17 protein-coding genes are annotated in these 14,264 nt (G+C 69.2%); 8 read left to right on the plus strand and 9 right to left on the minus strand.

Annotation, left to right across the window (positions count from 1 at the left end):
* Positions 1-4 precede the first annotated feature (4 nt).
* Positions 5-907, minus strand: coding sequence for a glycosyltransferase family 2 protein (locus DEQ92_RS04915; protein ID WP_004972699.1), 903 nt, complete (start codon positions 905-907; stop codon positions 5-7).
* Between the two features lie 70 nt (positions 908-977).
* Positions 978-1,733 (minus strand): class I SAM-dependent methyltransferase, encoded by a 756-nt coding sequence (locus DEQ92_RS04920; protein ID WP_004972701.1) that lies wholly within the window; start codon positions 1,731-1,733, stop codon positions 978-980.
* 114 nt (positions 1,734-1,847) lie between these two features.
* Here DEQ92_RS04920 and DEQ92_RS23750 point away from each other — a divergent pair, with 114 nt between their 5' ends.
* From DEQ92_RS23750 to DEQ92_RS04940, 5 genes are all read left to right on the plus strand, one after another.
* Positions 1,848-2,009, plus strand: coding sequence for a hypothetical protein (locus DEQ92_RS23750; protein WP_004972703.1), 162 nt, complete (start codon positions 1,848-1,850; stop codon positions 2,007-2,009).
* 121 nt (positions 2,010-2,130) lie between these two features.
* Positions 2,131-2,403: a winged helix-turn-helix domain-containing protein gene (locus tag DEQ92_RS04925; RefSeq protein WP_004972706.1), complete on the plus strand. Its 273-nt coding sequence runs from the start codon at positions 2,131-2,133 to the stop codon at positions 2,401-2,403.
* 193 nt (positions 2,404-2,596) lie between these two features.
* Positions 2,597-3,379: an MBL fold metallo-hydrolase gene (locus DEQ92_RS04930; protein WP_004972707.1), complete on the plus strand. Its 783-nt coding sequence runs from the start codon at positions 2,597-2,599 to the stop codon at positions 3,377-3,379.
* Between the two features lie 96 nt (positions 3,380-3,475).
* On the plus strand, positions 3,476-4,204 hold the full coding sequence (locus DEQ92_RS04935; RefSeq protein WP_115804622.1) for a YkgJ family cysteine cluster protein: 729 nt from the start codon (positions 3,476-3,478) through the stop codon (positions 4,202-4,204).
* A 65-nt stretch (positions 4,205-4,269) separates the two neighbouring features.
* Positions 4,270-4,674, plus strand: coding sequence for a TRAM domain-containing protein (locus DEQ92_RS04940; protein ID WP_004972711.1), 405 nt, complete (start codon positions 4,270-4,272; stop codon positions 4,672-4,674).
* A 176-nt stretch (positions 4,675-4,850) separates the two neighbouring features.
* Here the strand turns inward: DEQ92_RS04940 and DEQ92_RS04945 are convergent, their stop codons facing one another.
* A complete protein-coding gene (locus DEQ92_RS04945) occupies positions 4,851-6,548 on the minus strand; it encodes a radical SAM protein (RefSeq protein WP_004972713.1) in 1,698 nt (565 codons plus the stop codon).
* A gap of 157 nt (positions 6,549-6,705) precedes the next feature.
* Between DEQ92_RS04945 and DEQ92_RS23755 the strand changes: the two genes are divergently transcribed.
* On the plus strand, positions 6,706-6,864 hold the full coding sequence (locus DEQ92_RS23755) for a hypothetical protein (RefSeq protein ID WP_004972714.1): 159 nt from the start codon (positions 6,706-6,708) through the stop codon (positions 6,862-6,864).
* Positions 6,861-7,355 (plus strand): Hsp20/alpha crystallin family protein, encoded by a 495-nt coding sequence (locus DEQ92_RS04950; RefSeq protein ID WP_004972716.1) that lies wholly within the window; start codon positions 6,861-6,863, stop codon positions 7,353-7,355. Before DEQ92_RS23755 ends, DEQ92_RS04950 begins: the two co-directional genes overlap by 4 nt.
* 48 nt (positions 7,356-7,403) lie before the next feature.
* On the opposite strand, the gene DEQ92_RS04955 is transcribed toward DEQ92_RS04950, so the two are convergent.
* Positions 7,404-8,552 (minus strand): FAD-binding oxidoreductase, encoded by a 1,149-nt coding sequence (locus tag DEQ92_RS04955; RefSeq protein ID WP_115820482.1) that lies wholly within the window; start codon positions 8,550-8,552, stop codon positions 7,404-7,406.
* A 262-nt stretch (positions 8,553-8,814) separates the two neighbouring features.
* Positions 8,815-9,597 (minus strand): luciferase, encoded by a 783-nt coding sequence (locus DEQ92_RS04960; protein WP_115820483.1) that lies wholly within the window; start codon positions 9,595-9,597, stop codon positions 8,815-8,817.
* Positions 9,598-10,026: 429 nt separating this feature from the next.
* Between DEQ92_RS04960 and DEQ92_RS04965 the strand changes: the two genes are divergently transcribed.
* Positions 10,027-10,515: a DoxX family protein gene (locus DEQ92_RS04965; protein ID WP_004972722.1), complete on the plus strand. Its 489-nt coding sequence runs from the start codon at positions 10,027-10,029 to the stop codon at positions 10,513-10,515.
* A 139-nt stretch (positions 10,516-10,654) separates the two neighbouring features.
* On the opposite strand, the gene DEQ92_RS04970 is transcribed toward DEQ92_RS04965, so the two are convergent.
* The 4 genes from DEQ92_RS04970 to DEQ92_RS04985 form a co-directional block, all read right to left on the minus strand.
* On the minus strand, positions 10,655-11,251 hold the full coding sequence (locus tag DEQ92_RS04970; RefSeq protein WP_115820484.1) for a CoA pyrophosphatase: 597 nt from the start codon (positions 11,249-11,251) through the stop codon (positions 10,655-10,657).
* Between the two features lie 29 nt (positions 11,252-11,280).
* Positions 11,281-11,769 carry a hypothetical protein gene (locus DEQ92_RS04975; protein ID WP_004972728.1) on the minus strand — a complete coding sequence of 163 codons (489 nt, stop codon included), beginning with the start codon at positions 11,767-11,769 and terminating at the stop codon, positions 11,281-11,283.
* The gene (locus DEQ92_RS04980; protein ID WP_004972730.1) at positions 11,766-12,872 is read right to left on the minus strand and encodes a hypothetical protein; all 1,107 of its coding nucleotides are present in this window, start codon (positions 12,870-12,872) and stop codon (positions 11,766-11,768) included. Before DEQ92_RS04980 ends, DEQ92_RS04975 begins: the two co-directional genes overlap by 4 nt.
* Before the next feature lie 92 nt (positions 12,873-12,964).
* Positions 12,965-14,125, minus strand: a complete 1,161-nt coding sequence (locus DEQ92_RS04985; RefSeq protein WP_004972735.1) for an MFS transporter — start codon at positions 14,123-14,125, stop codon at positions 12,965-12,967.
* Positions 14,126-14,264 lie beyond the last annotated feature (139 nt).

The raw sequence follows: 14,264 nt of genomic DNA on the forward strand, positions 1-14,264 counted from the left end.
CGAGTCAGCGCCAGTCGTACCGGGCGACGGCGCGGTCGGCGCGCTTCGACCGGCCGTGGGGGTTTCGGGCGCGGGTTCGGTCGCGGGCGCGGGCGACCAACCCGTCCGAGACGCCCGTGGCGATGCCGCCGACCACGTCGCGGCCGGTCCCGACCCACCCGGAGGGAGTCACGTCGCCTTTCACGACGCCGAGCGCGGCGTCGACGCCGTCCGAAATCGCGTGTTTCGTCGTCCGCTTGACCGTCCCCGGCCTGACGCCGTAGTTCTTCACGAGCCGATAGGTCAGAGAGCGGTACTTCCAGCCCCAGTCGCGTTCGGAGATGCCGCCGTCGGCCTCGAACTCGCGGCGGACGCACATCTCGGGCGCCCACGCGACCGAGCGGTCGAAGCCGGCGAGTCGGTGCGCCGCGTCGCGCGCGCCGCCCGTCTGGAGGTACTCGTCGAAGCCGTCGAGGGCGTCGATTATCTCGCGGCGGAACGCGACGTTGCCGCCGTTGAAGTACGTCACCGTGCGGCCGCCGATGGCGTTCCGTTCGAGGGATTCCGTCGTCATGCCGTTGCGGAGCGTCTGGTGCATCGGCCCGGTGACCACGTCGGCGTCGGCGATGCCGTCTTCGAGCGCCGACAGCCACGACGACTCCACGGAGAGGTCGTATCGGAGGAGCGCGACCACGTCGCCGCCGGCGACTTCGAGGCCGGCGTTGCGGGCGACGTTGAGGTTGCGGTCGGAGATTTCGACCAGCACGTCCACGTCGTCGCGCTCTCTCACCATCCCGGTCGTGCCGTCGGCGGAGGGGCCGTTGACGACGACGACTTCCGCGTCGGGGGCGTGCTCGGCCAGCGCGTCGAGGCTGGTGGCGAGCCGGTCCCGACCGTTGAGCGTCGGGAGCACAACCGAGAGATCCATACCCGACAGTTGCGGTGGACGTACTTAAATGTGAATCGAGAATCGTGTTAAATTCTGCCGTGAGAACGCCTCACTCGGCGTCGCTCGCCCGGGTCGCCGCGCGGGACTGCTCGTCGGCCGACTCGACCCGCGCGTTCCAGTACGACACGGACGCGAGGTCGTCGCCGACCGGCGAGTCGCCGACGGCGAGGTCCAGCGAACGGAACGGCTGTGCGATGCCGTTGGGGACCTTCCGGTAGAAGCCGAACGGGATGACGAAGTCGTGTTTCGCGTCGGCGAGGTCGAGCCCGGCGTCGCCGAGCAGCCGCCGCACGTCGCCTTCCGAGTAGAGCCGCGACCCCATCGGGAGCAGCCAGTTGTAGGCCACCCGGAGGCTCCCGTCGTTGAACGTGTCGAAGAACACCTGCTGTTTCGAGACGCGAGCCATTTCGGCTAAGAACTTCGCCGGGGTGTCCGCGAGGTGGAAAAACCGCATCGCGAACACCGCGTCGAAGTGGTCGTCCGGGAAGGGCAGCCGCGCGGCGTCGCCGCGGAGGAACTCGATGCGGTCGGCGACGCCCGCTCTGCGGGCCTTCTCCCGCCCCTGTACCATCATCGCCCGCGAGATGTCCAGTCCGACGACGTTCGCCCCCTCCTGGGCGAGCATCACGGTGAACCGGCCGGTCCCGCAGGCGATTTCGAGGACGTTCTTGTCCTCGACGGGGCCGAGCGCCGCGAGGACCGCCTCCTTCTCTCGCCGGTCGATGAGGCGACCGCCCTTGGAGAACCGCTTCGAGTCGTACTCCTGGGCGACCTCGTCGGCCTGGTACCACTCCTTTCCTTTCACGCTACGCATACTCGCGGGGGGGAGCCTAAAACGGTACTGGATACGCGGTGCGGAAGCGGGGTTCGGCGAGCGACGACAGAGAGGTTTTCCCCCGCTGAGCGCGTATCGTGCCATATGCCAACATGCAGAAACTGCGGTGAGACCTGTGATGCGGCTGAACTGACGCGCCACGTCAGCGAGGGGTGGCTCGTCGTCCACTGCCCGGCGTGTCACGCGCCGCTCGGGAGCTATCGACTCGGCACTCCTTCGGTCGATAGAATGCGAAACGCGGAGTGAGACGCCTACTCGCGGGCGATTTTCCAACAAACGCACGATATTAATATGTGTATTATGTGTCTGGATTCTTTTCACACACTTGTAGCTAACCCTTAACACGGAGCAACCGACTGTGTCGGGTATGAGCACCACCACTGCAGAGCCAGATACTGAAGACCTGCTCTCGGAATCCGAGTTCCGAGAGCGCCTCCGCGAGCTTCCCCCGAGCGCGAAGCTCGTCGCAAAAGTCCTCGAAAGCGACGCGCCCCTCTCGCAGGGCCAGCTCGCGGAGGAGTCGCTGCTGCCGGACCGCACCGTCCGCTACGCGCTCAACCGTCTCGAAGAGTCTGACCTCGTCGGCTCGCGTTACTCCTTCAAGGACGCGCGAAAGCAGGTCTACTTCCTCAACACGTAAGCACGCGGTCCACCGATAGCGCGACAGAACACGCCCGCGGGGGCGCACTCCCGCAGACCAAGCCACCACTTCTCTCGAACCATCTATAGTAGCGTTTGCACTGGTTACACATCCAATCGCACGACAGCGTGCGATTGAGTGCACATTGACTTGCAAACGCTACTATAACCCGTCGGCGAGCGTAGCCGCCGGCATGCACGTCACGCGCGTCTCCGTCCCCGTCGCCACCCGCGCGCCGACCGGCGCGACGAACGCCTACCTCGTCGCCGACGGCGGCGACACGCTGCTCGTGGACCCCGCGGCCCGCACCGACGAACTGGACTCCCTCGTCGCGCGCGAGGGCGTCGACCACATCGCGGTCACCCACACCCACGCGGACCACGTCGGCGCGGTCGCCGCCTACGCCCGCGAGACGGGCGCGACGGTCTGGTGTCGTCGCGGCCGCGAGCGCGCCTTCTCGGACGCGACCGGCGTCGAACCGGACCGAACGTTCGCAGAGGGGTCGGTTCTCCCCGTCGGCGCGGGCGTCGAAGTGCTCGACACGCCGGGGCACGCCCGCGACCACGTGAGCTTCGTCGCCGGCGACGGCGTGCTCTGCGGCGACCTCGCGGTGGCCGAGGGGAGCGTCGTCGTGGGCGCGCCCGAGGGAGACGTGCGCGCCTACCTCGTCGCGCTCAGGCGACTCCACGCGCGCGGTCCCGAGCGGCTGCTTCCGGGTCACGGCCCCGAGATCACGGACCCGCGGGCGACGCTGGCACGGCTCGTCGCGCACCGAAACGACCGCGAACGGGCCGTCCTCGACGCGGTGCTGGCCGGGAACGCGACGCCGGACGCCGTGACCGACGCCGCCTACGAGAAGGACGTGTCCGCCGTGCGCGACCTCGCCCGCGCGACGGTCGTCGCGCACATCGAGAAACTCGCCGCCGAGCGTCGGGTCCGGTGGGACCCGGAGGCGAAGCGAGTCGAACCGCGGTAGGTCGCGCGTCGTCGGCGTCCGGGTCCGCGGGTGGCCGAGGCTCGCGCTCCCGCGAAAAACCGCGCCCCTCTTTGGGCTCGCGCCCGCATCGCGGGTATGGACCTCGACGCCGAACTGGACCGCGCCCGCGACCTCGACGTGTCGGAACTCGCCGACGCCATCGAGTCCATCGGCTTCGAGTGCACGCGCTGCGGGGCCTGCTGCAAGGGCTACGAGGGCGACGACGGCCCCGAACCGCACACCGCGACCGTCTTTCCCGACGAGGTGCGCGCCCTGCAGGAGGCCGGCGGAGCCACCGACCCCGACGGCGATGGGACCGGCGGAGACGACTCGAACGACGAGTCGGGAACCCCGATGGAGTGGCGGGACGTTGCTCGCCCGATGCCCTACGGCCTCGTCGAGGGCGACGACGGCCCCGAGGGCGAGACGTTCGAGTGGGCGCTCCAGACGAGCGCCTGCGGCGACTGCCGGTTCTACGAGGAAGACGACGAGGGGCAGGGGGCCTGTCAGGTCCACGAGGACCGCCCCCTCATCTGCGAGACCTACCCGTTCAGCGTCGCCCTCGGCGGGACGAGCCAGCCGATGGGCGAGGCCGTCGACGAGGAGGGCGTCGTCCGCGCCCACGAGTGCGAGGGGCTCGGACGAGACATCTCTCGGGAGGACGCAGAGGAACTGGCGCGGGCGCTGAAAGAGCGGGCGGTCCGAGAGCTACGCGAGGCGCGGGGAGTCACCGAGGCCTACGAGCCGGTCGAGACCGGGCCGGGCGAGGTGGTCGTCCACGACTCGGAGGGCGCGAAACGGCCCGACGGGACGCGGGTTCAGTAGTCGAATCCCGATGACTGCGGTACATCTTTAACACTCCGGCCTGACCACATATTGGAGGTCTTACGGTGGAAATCTCAGATAAACTCCTGTGTCTGTTCAATGCTGACGTTCGCACCGAGGACGACCGATACGTCGTCGAAATTCCGCGCCGCGAAGTCGAGACCGGAACCGTCGAACCCGGCGAGACCTACCGCGTCGCGCTCATCTCCCGCGAGTCGAACGAGCCCGCCGAGTCCGAATCGAACGCCGGACCGACGCCCTCGGCCGAACCGCAACCGCCCGTCGAAGCCGGTGAACTCCGCTACGTCGAAATCGAGGACATCGGCAAGCAGGGCGACGGCATCGCCCGCGTCGAACGCGGCTACGTCATCATCGTCCCCGGCACCGAAGTCGGCGAGCGCGTGAAGGTCGAAATCACCGAAGTCAAGTCTAACTTCGCCGTCGGCGAAGTCGTCGAAGACGACTTCTGACGGCGCTCTTTTCGCGGTTCGACGCCGTTCGTCTCGACGGGACGCTCTCCCGCGACCGACAGACCACGGCTGCAAGTGAATCACGCACCACGCTTGCGAGTGAACGCACGGCCGTTGTCGGCGCGCAGAGAGAGCGCGGTTGCACGTGAAGAATCTGGTTCTGGGAACTGAGTCGGCTACTGAACGTACTTCGTCACGTCGGCGTCGACACCCACGTCGGCCGCGTCGGCGTAGGGTCGGTTCACCACGATGTCGCCGGCGGTCGAGCGACCGATGCCGGGGATGGCGGTGAGTTCGTCCATCGACGCCTCGTTGAAGTCAAGCGGGTAGGGAACGCCGGTGACGGAGCGGTAGCCGTGGTCGACGACGGCCACGTCGATGGTCTTCCCGAGCTCGCGCTCGCCCGGAATCCCGACCAAAAGCGGGTAGGTCCCGAGCTGGCGGCCGAACGTCCGGCCGTCCTGGTGGTATTCGAGGTGGACGTTCGGGAGGACCGTGCCCGCGGGGGCGACCCGGCGGAGCATCGGGCGGTCGATTTCCTCGCGGACCTCCTTTTTGTACGTCTTGAACAGCTGTTTGTGGTCGCGGGCGATGTCGGCACCCGTGTCGGACATGTCGGTGCCGTCGAACGCCATCACCTGCCGGATGTTGATGCGGCGGACCATCAGCCCCTCGTCGTAGACGCGCTGGAGGAACCGCTTGTTGTGCTCGAACGTCTCCTCGCGCTCGCCTTTCAGACCGTGGAGGAGGTTGATTCCGGGGAGGAGCTTCGGCAGTCGGTTCGCGGCGTCCGGGCCGTGGGTCGGCGCGTCCGCCGGGTCGTCGCCGGGCCGCCAGCCGGCGACCTCGTTGACGATTTTGACCGCCTCGAAGCACTCGTCGGCGGAGACGTTGAGGTTGTTCTCCTCTTGGACCACGGGGTCGGCGGATTCGAGGCCGAACGCCGCGGTGTCGCCGGCCGTGTTGTGCTCGGCGATGATGCGGAGCGCCTCGCGGGACTTCTCGGGCCAGCCGACGATGGTGATGGGGTTGACGTTGTCGAGGTGGAGCGTGCCGAGGTCGGGGGCGACCTCACGGATGCCGCCGTAGAGCCGGCGGAGCGCGTCGGGGTTCGGGGCCTCGCCGTCGCCGCCGAACGCGAGGATGTCGGCCTGTCGGCCGAGCCGGAAGTGCCGCGCGCCGCGGTTGTAGAGGTTCTCGACCTCCTTGACGACGGAATCGGCGGTTCGGAACGCGGGGTTGCCGTACAGCGGTTCGGTGCAGAACGAACAGCGGTAGGCGCAGCCACGCGAGGTCTCCATCTCGCAGATGAGGTGGTCGGGGTGGTTGGGGTGCTGTTCGACCACGAACGCGCCCGTGGCGGCCCAGCGGTCGAGTTCCTCGTTGTCGCGCATGCGGTTGCCGAAGCCTTCGAGGCCGGAGTCGACGAGGTCGTAGGCGGCCGCCTCGATGTCGCCCTTGGCGACGAAGTCGTAGTCGAGGTTCTTGCGCTCCATGTCCTGGCCGCCGGCGTTCTCGTCGCCGACGCCGAATCGAATCGGCCCGCCCATGAGCGCGGTGCCCTCGGCGACCCACGCGAGTTCGCGGACCTCGTCGGGTTCGGCGGGCGTCCCACCGACGTACTTGCCGGGGACGGTCATGCCGCCGATGTAAATCATGAGGTCGGCGTCGGCCACGTCGCGCCACTTCTGTCTGTCCTCGCGGAGTTCGTCGATGGTGTGGTAGACGACGTTGGACTCGGGGACGCCCGCGTCGACCACCGCACCCGCGGTGAACCTGGGATACGTCGAGATGTACGGCGGCACGCCGAAGTGCGCCGGCTCGTCGACGTATCCGTCGACGATAGTCACGGTGAGGTCGGCGGGGTCGGTCATCGCTCGCGGTTCGGGTTCGACGCGGAAAACGCAACCGGTCGACGGTCGCAGACGGGGGCAGTCGTGGGAGGGCGACCGCAGGCGTCGACGATGGCGCGGTCCGTGAGTCGCTTCCGCCTCCCGCGCGTTTATGAGCGTGGGAGCGTAACTGACGGCCATGCCCGCGACCCTCGAAGTCAAGTGCGCCAACGAGGACTGCGAACTCGACATGTTCGAGCTGCACTACACCTACGACATGCCCGACGACGTGACGGTGGCGGACTTCTCCTGTCCGTACTGCGGCGAGTCCCGCTTCCTGGAGGAGATTCAGCTATGAGCGACCTGCGGAAGTTCGGCGAGTCGGCGGCGAACGCCGTCCTCGAACGGGTCGGCCGCGGCGTCAGCCAGATGCAAGAGCGCAAGCCCCTCGCCCACGACCTGCTCGAATCCGAGGACGCCTACCTCGTCGTCTTCGACGCGCCCGGTGCCCGCGCCGAGGACGTGCAGGTCCGCTTCCTCGACGGCGAGGTCGAGATTCGCATCGACCGCTTCCGCGACTTCCACGAGGGCTACGAGATGCGCTTCCCCGGCCGCGGCCTCACGCTCTCGGGGAAGGCGACCATCCCCTCCGACGCGTCGGTCGAAGCCGCCGAGGGGACCGCCACGGTCGGCAAGAACGGCACGCTCCAGATTCGGATTCCCAAGGACGAGCGCGCGAGCGACATCGCCGTGACCGAGGAGGAAGACGAAGGCGAGGCCGACACCGACACCGAGTCCGAGGCCGACGACGAAGTCGACTTCGGCGACGTGGACGACCAAGACGCCTGAAGTGTCGTTTCGGGCGCGACGCGGCGACCGCCCTCATTTCCCGTTCGTTCATTCCCCGTCGAGCGTCATCCCTTCGACCACCGCGAACTCCTCGTCGCCGTCGAAGCGCCGAGGGTCGAACGCGTCCGGTATCGACGCCCGACCGTCGCCGAGCACCGCCTCAGCGAGTCGCTCACCGATTGCCGGCGACCACATGAAGCCGTGGCCGTGCCAGCCGGCGGCGACGTAGACGCCGTCGGCGACCGCGCCGACGAGCGGGTTCCGGTCGGGGGTCGCCCCGCAGAGGCCGGCCCACGCGCGGTCGAGTTCGAGTTCTGACCCCCCCGTGTCGCCGACTGTCGCCCGGTGCCGAACCGCGTCGAGCGCGTCGGCGACGAACCAGTCGTCCGCGGTCGGGTCCCAGTCGTCGGGGTCGGGTTCGACCGGTTCGACGCCGTCGCCGGCGAGGACGCCGCCGGGGTGCGGCCGAAGGTACGACTCGTCGGTCGCGTCGTAGACGGTCGGTCCGCGGTAGTCGCAGTCGGCGACGAGCGCCTGCGCCCGGTACGGCTTGAGCGCGATGGGGTGGCCGGCGTCGGCCAGCAGGCGGCGCGAGTGGACGCCGGCCGCGACGACGACGGCGTCGAAGCGGGCGGTCACCACGTCGTCGACGGCGACGCCCGGCGGGTCGGTTCGGAGCGACACCGCGTCGCCGACGCGGAACTCGACGCCCGCGGACTCGCACTTCTCGACGAACAGGTCCGTGTAGGCCGCCGGGTCGGCCCAGCCGGCGTTCTCGGCGACGCCCGCGAGGAGCACGTCGTCGGTCCGAATCGGGAACCGGTCGGCCAGTTCGTCGGCTCCGACGAGCGACACCGCGCGGTCGTGGACCCGCATTCGCTCGACCGACTCTTCGAGGGCCGCGGCCGCCGCGTCGTCGCCCTCGCGCGCGAGAAAGACGTAGGGCGTCTCGTGGAAGGTGAACCCGCCCTCGCCCGAGAGGCTCCGAAACCGGGCCATCGCGCGGTCGGCGACGGCCACGTCGATGTCCTCCGCGTAGGCGTCGTAGCAGATGCCGGCGGCGCGGCCCGTCGACCCGCCGCCGGGCGCGTCGCGTTCGAACAGCGTGACTCGCGCGCCGCGCTCGGCGAGGTCGAAGGCGGTCGTCAGGCCGACCGCGCCCGCGCCGACGACGGCGACGCGCGCCGATTCGTTCATACCCCGTCTGCGTCGGCGAGCGACTTGAATGGCCGCCGCTCGCGGTCGTAACGTCGGTCGAGACCCGCGCGGCGCGGTCGCTCAGGATGTGTAGAGAGACGGGGTAGGTCGGCCGGCCGTGGCCCGCGTGGAAACCACGTGGGTCCGAAAGGAGCCACCCGACCGTGCCGTCACCTGTCCTCTCCGGCGGCCGCGTAAAAGGCCTCCGGTGCTCGGTGCAGGGACGGGACGAGCGCGGGCGACCGGCTGGCGGCGCGCCGGACTACTCGGCGAACTCGTCGACGCCGCGGGCCGGGTAGCCGACCACGAGGTCGATGCCGGCGTCGCGGAGGTCGTCGATTCGCCGGCGCACGTCGGCCACGGAGCCGATGAGCGCGTAGTCGCGCGAGGCCTTCAGGAGCACCTCGCGGGCGCGGCCCTCGGCCGAGGCGTCGGTCGCGGCGTCGTCGGGGAGCGCGCGAGCGACGGGGCGACGGCGAGAGACGTACGCGCCGACGGCGTCGAGAATCTCGTCGTCGTCGTCGGTGAGGGCGGTCGGGGCGTAGACCGCGATTTCGCCGTCGAAGCCGGCGGCCCGGAGCGCCCGAACGTCCCTACGGGTCGACCGCGAGAGGAGTTCGTACTGGGTGCCGCCGGCGGCGAGGGCGATTCGTTCGATGCCCTCGGTGCCGACCCACGCGTCGGGCGCGCGCTCTCTCGCGGCGCGGAGACGGGGCGCGACCGCACGGCGCGCCTCGTCGTCGGTCAGATACGCGCCGTGGCCGGCCACGAGCACCTGCCGAATCCCGTCGGGGAGCCACTCGTACAGCGAGTCGTCGCCGAGCGGGTCGAAGCCGTCGGCGCGGACCGGCGTGGTCAGTCGAATCTCTTTTTCGGCCGCGAGTTCGCGAAGCACGTCCTCGTCGGGGAGTCGCTCGCGGCCCTCGTAGTCGATAGCCACGATGTCGAGCGGGACCGACAGCGCCTCGCGCACGTCGCACCCGGCGGGCTTGAGTGCGACAGCGTCCAGACCGGCTTTCGAGACCGCACGCTCGGCGGTCAACATACTATCACCACAGAACTTTCAGTACCGTCGCGGAACGCGATCCATCGTCTGTGCGACCATGTGAGAACGGATAGCGCGGAGGAGGGCAAAACCCTGTCGGTGACGGCGATGATAGCTCTCCCGACGACGTTTATATACCCCGTTTCGAAGCGGCGGCGAGCGGCGTCGAATCGCGTGACGACTCGTCTCACGGCGGAATACCGATGGTTCGTCCGTCGTACTGCCACGATTGTATTCAGGACGCAATTCTAAACTCGAAGTAGTAGTCGAAAATGAATCGTGACAGTCTCAGACGCCCGTTTTCGGTGATTCCCAGTTCTATAGATTCGGAAATCGCGTCGCCGTTATATGGGGTTCGCGGCCGACGATTCAGATGTAAGGTGAACCGAGATGGCCGCTAACGCACAAATCGAGATGCTGGGGAACAGGATGGACTTCGACTACTCGCGGGGCGTCACGGGCTACGTGCTCGTGTTGACCCGCCTCATCACCGGTTACTGGTTCCTCCACGCGGGCTGGGGGAAGATAACCGGTGAAGCGTTCAACGCCGGCGGCTACCTCGCGAACGCCCCCGCCGCCTCGCCGCTGCAGGGCTTCTTCGCGTGGGCCGCCGCGACTCCGTGGCTCCTCGACCTCACGAACATCATGGTTCCGTGGGGCGAGTTCCTCATCGGTCTCGGGCTCATCGTGGGGGCACTCGTCCGGCTCGCCGCCTTCTTCGGCGGCGTCCTGATGGTGTTCTTCTACCTCGGGAACGCCGACTGGGGCCACGGTCTCGTCAACAGCGACCTGTTCGGGCTGATGATGTTCGCCATCGTCGGCACCCTCGCGGCGGGCCGTATCCTCGGCCTCGACGCCATCATCGAGAAGATGGAGTTCGTCCGCCAGCGCCCCGCGCTCAAGTACCTCCTCGGCTGAGGAGGTACTCGGGGGGCGGAAAGGGAGTTGTCGCGGGGGCGACGACACGCTGACGCTGTTTTTCGGAACTGACTCAGGCACCGCGAGCGGGCGCGCCGGGGGCAGTGCGCCGAGGAGAACGAGACGCCGAGCGGGGACGCTACACCGGGTAGTCGGCGTCGGGGTCGACCACGCGGTCGACCTCCTCGGGGGCGCGCCAGTCGGTCGTGAGTTCGAGCAGTTGCACGAGCATCCGCCCGGTCGCGCCCCAGACGGTGTAGCCGTCGACGTGGAAGAAGTGGAGTCGAATCTCGCCGTACTGCGGGTGGTCGCGGCGCTCCGACTCGTAGTTCGTGCGGTCGGTCAGGGCGTCGACCGCGAGCACCGCGATTTCGGCCACCTCGCGCTGGTCGGGTTCGTACTCGCGGTCGGGTACCGTGGCGACGAACGGGGAGACGGCGTAGTCGGTCACGGTGAGGATGTCGTCGAGTCGGCCGTGAAAGGCCGCCTCCTCGGGCCGGAGCCCGATTTCCTCGTTGGACTCGCGGAGCGCGGTCGCCCGCAGGTCGGCGTCGCTCGGCTCGCGCCCGCCGCCGGGGAAACTCATCTGGCCCGGATGCTCGCCGAGGTGGTCGGCGCGCTTGGTAAACAGGATGTGCGGCCGCTCGTCGCGGAACACGACGGGAGCGATGACGGCCGCCCGCCGGCCCGCGTCGACGGTCACCGGTTCGTGTCGGGTGACGCCCGCGAGGTCCATCGTCACGATTCGTAAAGAGATGCCGAGACTTAGGCCTGCCCCTCCGCGTCCAGCGCGGCGTCGAGGCGCTCGCGAATCGACCCGACGTCGGTGTCGGCCCACGCTTCGAGGTCGTACGTCACGTCCAGCAGGCGAGCGATTTCGTCGTCGTCTCCCGTCTGCACCGCGCTCGCGGCCGCCGCGCGGAGACGGCTTTCGACCTGCGTCGCCAGTTCGTCCCGCGGCACCTCGCGAGTGGGGTAATCGAGGATGTGCGGCAGGTCCTCCGCCCGGTCGGGGAGCGTCGGAAACGCCATCGGCCCGACCGTCAGGAGTTCCGCGTCCGTCTCGTCGTCCTCGTAGGGGACGAGGTAGTAGGCGTCGACCGCGTCGGAAATCGCGTCCGAGAGGGCGTCGCCGTCGGTCTCGCGGCCCTGTTTGAACGCGAGTTCGTCCAGCGCGGTCTCCAGTTCCTCGCGGGTGAGCGCCCCGAAGAGGTCGACGACGCCAGCGAGGTCGTCGTAGGTCGCCTCGCTCATCGGCCCGCAGCCTCCCGCACGTCGTCGAGGTCGTCGCTCGCGGCCGCGAGCACCGCGTCGGGCGACAGCGACGTGTCCCGCCACGCCGGGAGCCGCGTGTCCTCGCCGGGCTTCGAGATGGCCTCGGCGTAGGTGGCGACCTGCTCGCGCTCGTCCGCCCGGTCGTAGTCGAACCCGTTGAACGCGGCGTCGGCCGCGTACTGCTCGACCAGTCTGTTCCCGGCCTCGCGGTAGCGCTCCGCGAGCGTGTCGAACTCGACGCTTCCGCCGTGTTCCACGACGGCCCGGAGGAGCGTCCGCCCGACCGACTCGCTCATGTCCGAGAGGCCGGTCGGCCCGCTCACGGAGCGGTGGTCGTGTTCGTACTCGCCGAGGTCGACCTGCGCGCTCCGGTCGAAGCCGGCGCGGGCGAAGGCGTCGCCGAGGGTGCCGACTTCGAGGCCCCACTTCCGCGGCGACCGCATCCGCAACGCGAGGTCCGAGGTGGCAGCGAACTCCCCCGCGAGGGCGTACCGGAACGAGTCGAGATACCGGACGATGGGCGCGTCAGTCTCGTCCTCGAGCGCCCGGACGAGCGGGGCGTAAAACAGCCTGAACAGCCGGCCGTAGAGCCGCCCCTCCTCGACGCGGGCGTAGTAGCCCTTCGAGAAGTCGTGGCCGTGAGCGAGCGGAAACAGGAGCCGCGGGACGTAGCGCTCGTCGTAGGTCTTCGTGTCCGCGTCGTGGACGACGACGTACTCCTCGCGGGCGGCGCAGCCGAGCGCGAGCCACACGTCGCGGCCCTTGCCCCGCTCGCCGTCGAGGCCGTGGGAGTCGAGGAGGTCGGCGACCCGGGGGCCGTCGCACCACAGCACGTCGAGCGGCAGGTCGTACTCGTCGAGCCAGTCGGCGAACGGGGCCACCCGGTCGGCGGGCGCGCGGAGGGGGACGACGACCCGCGCCGGCGAGAGCGACTCCAGCGTCGAGAGCACCCGCTCGGCGGCGAGGCCGGCGTACTCGCGCTCCGTCATCGGCACGACCACGGCGGCGCGGTCGGTCGGGGCGTCGGGGACCGACCCGGAGAGGTCGTGGAGCGTCGTGACCCGCTCTTGTACGTACTCCATCGTGTCGGTCGAGGGACCGGGCGAGCAAAAGTGCGGCGAGAGCCGAGCCGGCTGCCGGCTTCGCTCCGGGAGCGGCCGGGCGGTCCGGAGGGTCAGTTCGGGATGCGTCCGGCGCGTTGGAAGGCGATGAGGCCCGTGACGACGACCGCCAGCCCGACCGAGAACCAGAAGAACACCTCGTCGAACGCGTAGCCGAAGTCGGTCAGGGTGCCGACCACGCCCGACCCGCTGGCCTGGAATATCATCATGCCGAACGAGTACACCGAGTAGGCGCTCCCGCGGCTCTCGTCGGGCAGCGTGTCGAGCAGGTAGGCGTCGAGCGCCGGAAAGAGGCTGTGGATGACGTAGCCGACGACCGCGGTGACGACGAGGAGGCCGACGAGGCTCGTCGTCACGGTCAGGACGAACACCGAGACGACGAAGGAGACGAGCACGCCGAGGATGTACGGGATGCGCGGCAGCTTGTCGGCGAGCCGCCCCGAGAGGAAGAACGCCGGCACGCCCGCGCCGAAGATGACCGTCAGCATGTTGCGCGCCGTCGTCGCCGGCAGTCCCTTCGACACCATGTACAGCTCGTAGAAGTTGAACAGGCCCTGCCAGACGAAGCCGGTGAAGCCGAGGATGACGATGCCGGTGAGGATGACGCGCCACTCGCTCCGGGCCGCGCCGAGGAGGTCGCGGTCGGCCGCGCCCGCGTCGGGGAGGTCGGTCGAGCGGGCCGTGAAAAAGAGCGCGAGGGTCACGACGGCGGCCGCGAGGCCGACGCAGACGAAGACGAGTTGCCACGCCGCGGAGACGAACGGGAGCCGGGGGACGAGGTCGGGACCGACCGCGAGGACGAGCGTGACGAAGGGGGCGACGCCGACGGCCGCGAGCTGGCTGGCGGTGCCGTGGATGCCCATCGCGCGGCCGACGCGGTCGGGGAACAGCTCGCTCACGAGCGGGTTGGCGGCGACGAAGTACGCCCCCGAGGCGAGCCCCATCGAGACCGCGCCGACCATCAGCGTCTCGACGGTGGTCGCGCTGGCGGTCACGCCCGAGGCGACGACGAGGACGACGCCGGTCCCGAGCACCACGCGGTGTCTCGGAACGCGGGTGAGCAGCCAGCCGGTGGGCACGCGGAGGACGGCGCTCCCGAGCCAGACGAGGGTGGCGACGATGCCGACGGTGGCGCGGTCGACCGCGAAGAACGTGATGAACTCCCCGAGAAGGGGTGCGAAGACGACCCGCGCGAGGTTGACGAGCAGCACCATCCCGCAGAGCGTTCCGAAGAGGCGGCCACGTGACACGGACGGAACCGCGCGCCGCGGGGTCACAACACTTTCGACTGAGCGGGGTCGTCGGCGCGTCGTGCGGGCGAAAACGGGGGTTCGTCGTCGGGTTTTTATGTTC

The sequence above is a fragment of the Haloferax sp. Atlit-6N genome (genome assembly GCF_003383195.1).
In the GTDB taxonomy this organism is placed as follows: Archaea; Halobacteriota; Halobacteria; order Halobacteriales; family Haloferacaceae; genus Haloferax; species Haloferax gibbonsii.

Bases quoted from the DNA above. Each gene is read 5' to 3' on its own strand.
- DEQ92_RS23755 (WP_004972714.1), top strand. From the start codon at position 6,706: ATGCCCGCGACCCTCGAAGTCAAGTGCGCCAACGAGGACTGCGAACTC.
- DEQ92_RS04930 (WP_004972707.1), top strand. From the start codon at position 2,597: ATGCACGTCACGCGCGTCTCCGTCCCCGTCGCCACCCGCGCGCCGACC.
- DEQ92_RS04985 (WP_004972735.1), bottom strand. From the start codon at position 14,125: ATGGTGCTGCTCGTCAACCTCGCGCGGGTCGTCTTCGCACCCCTTCTC.
- DEQ92_RS04935 (WP_115804622.1), top strand. From the start codon at position 3,476: ATGGACCTCGACGCCGAACTGGACCGCGCCCGCGACCTCGACGTGTCG.
- DEQ92_RS04975 (WP_004972728.1), bottom strand. From the start codon at position 11,769: ATGAGCGAGGCGACCTACGACGACCTCGCTGGCGTCGTCGACCTCTTC.
- DEQ92_RS04980 (WP_004972730.1), bottom strand. From the start codon at position 12,872: ATGGAGTACGTACAAGAGCGGGTCACGACGCTCCACGACCTCTCCGGG.
- DEQ92_RS04950 (WP_004972716.1), top strand. From the start codon at position 6,861: ATGAGCGACCTGCGGAAGTTCGGCGAGTCGGCGGCGAACGCCGTCCTC.
- DEQ92_RS04925 (WP_004972706.1), top strand. From the start codon at position 2,131: ATGAGCACCACCACTGCAGAGCCAGATACTGAAGACCTGCTCTCGGAA.
- DEQ92_RS04960 (WP_115820483.1), bottom strand. From the start codon at position 9,597: ATGTTGACCGCCGAGCGTGCGGTCTCGAAAGCCGGTCTGGACGCTGTC.
- DEQ92_RS04945 (WP_004972713.1), bottom strand. From the start codon at position 6,548: ATGACCGACCCCGCCGACCTCACCGTGACTATCGTCGACGGATACGTC.
- DEQ92_RS04915 (WP_004972699.1), bottom strand. From the start codon at position 907: ATGGATCTCTCGGTTGTGCTCCCGACGCTCAACGGTCGGGACCGGCTC.
- DEQ92_RS04955 (WP_115820482.1), bottom strand. From the start codon at position 8,552: ATGAACGAATCGGCGCGCGTCGCCGTCGTCGGCGCGGGCGCGGTCGGC.
- DEQ92_RS04965 (WP_004972722.1), top strand. From the start codon at position 10,027: ATGGACTTCGACTACTCGCGGGGCGTCACGGGCTACGTGCTCGTGTTG.
- DEQ92_RS04970 (WP_115820484.1), bottom strand. From the start codon at position 11,251: ATGGACCTCGCGGGCGTCACCCGACACGAACCGGTGACCGTCGACGCG.
- DEQ92_RS23750 (WP_004972703.1), top strand. From the start codon at position 1,848: ATGCCAACATGCAGAAACTGCGGTGAGACCTGTGATGCGGCTGAACTG.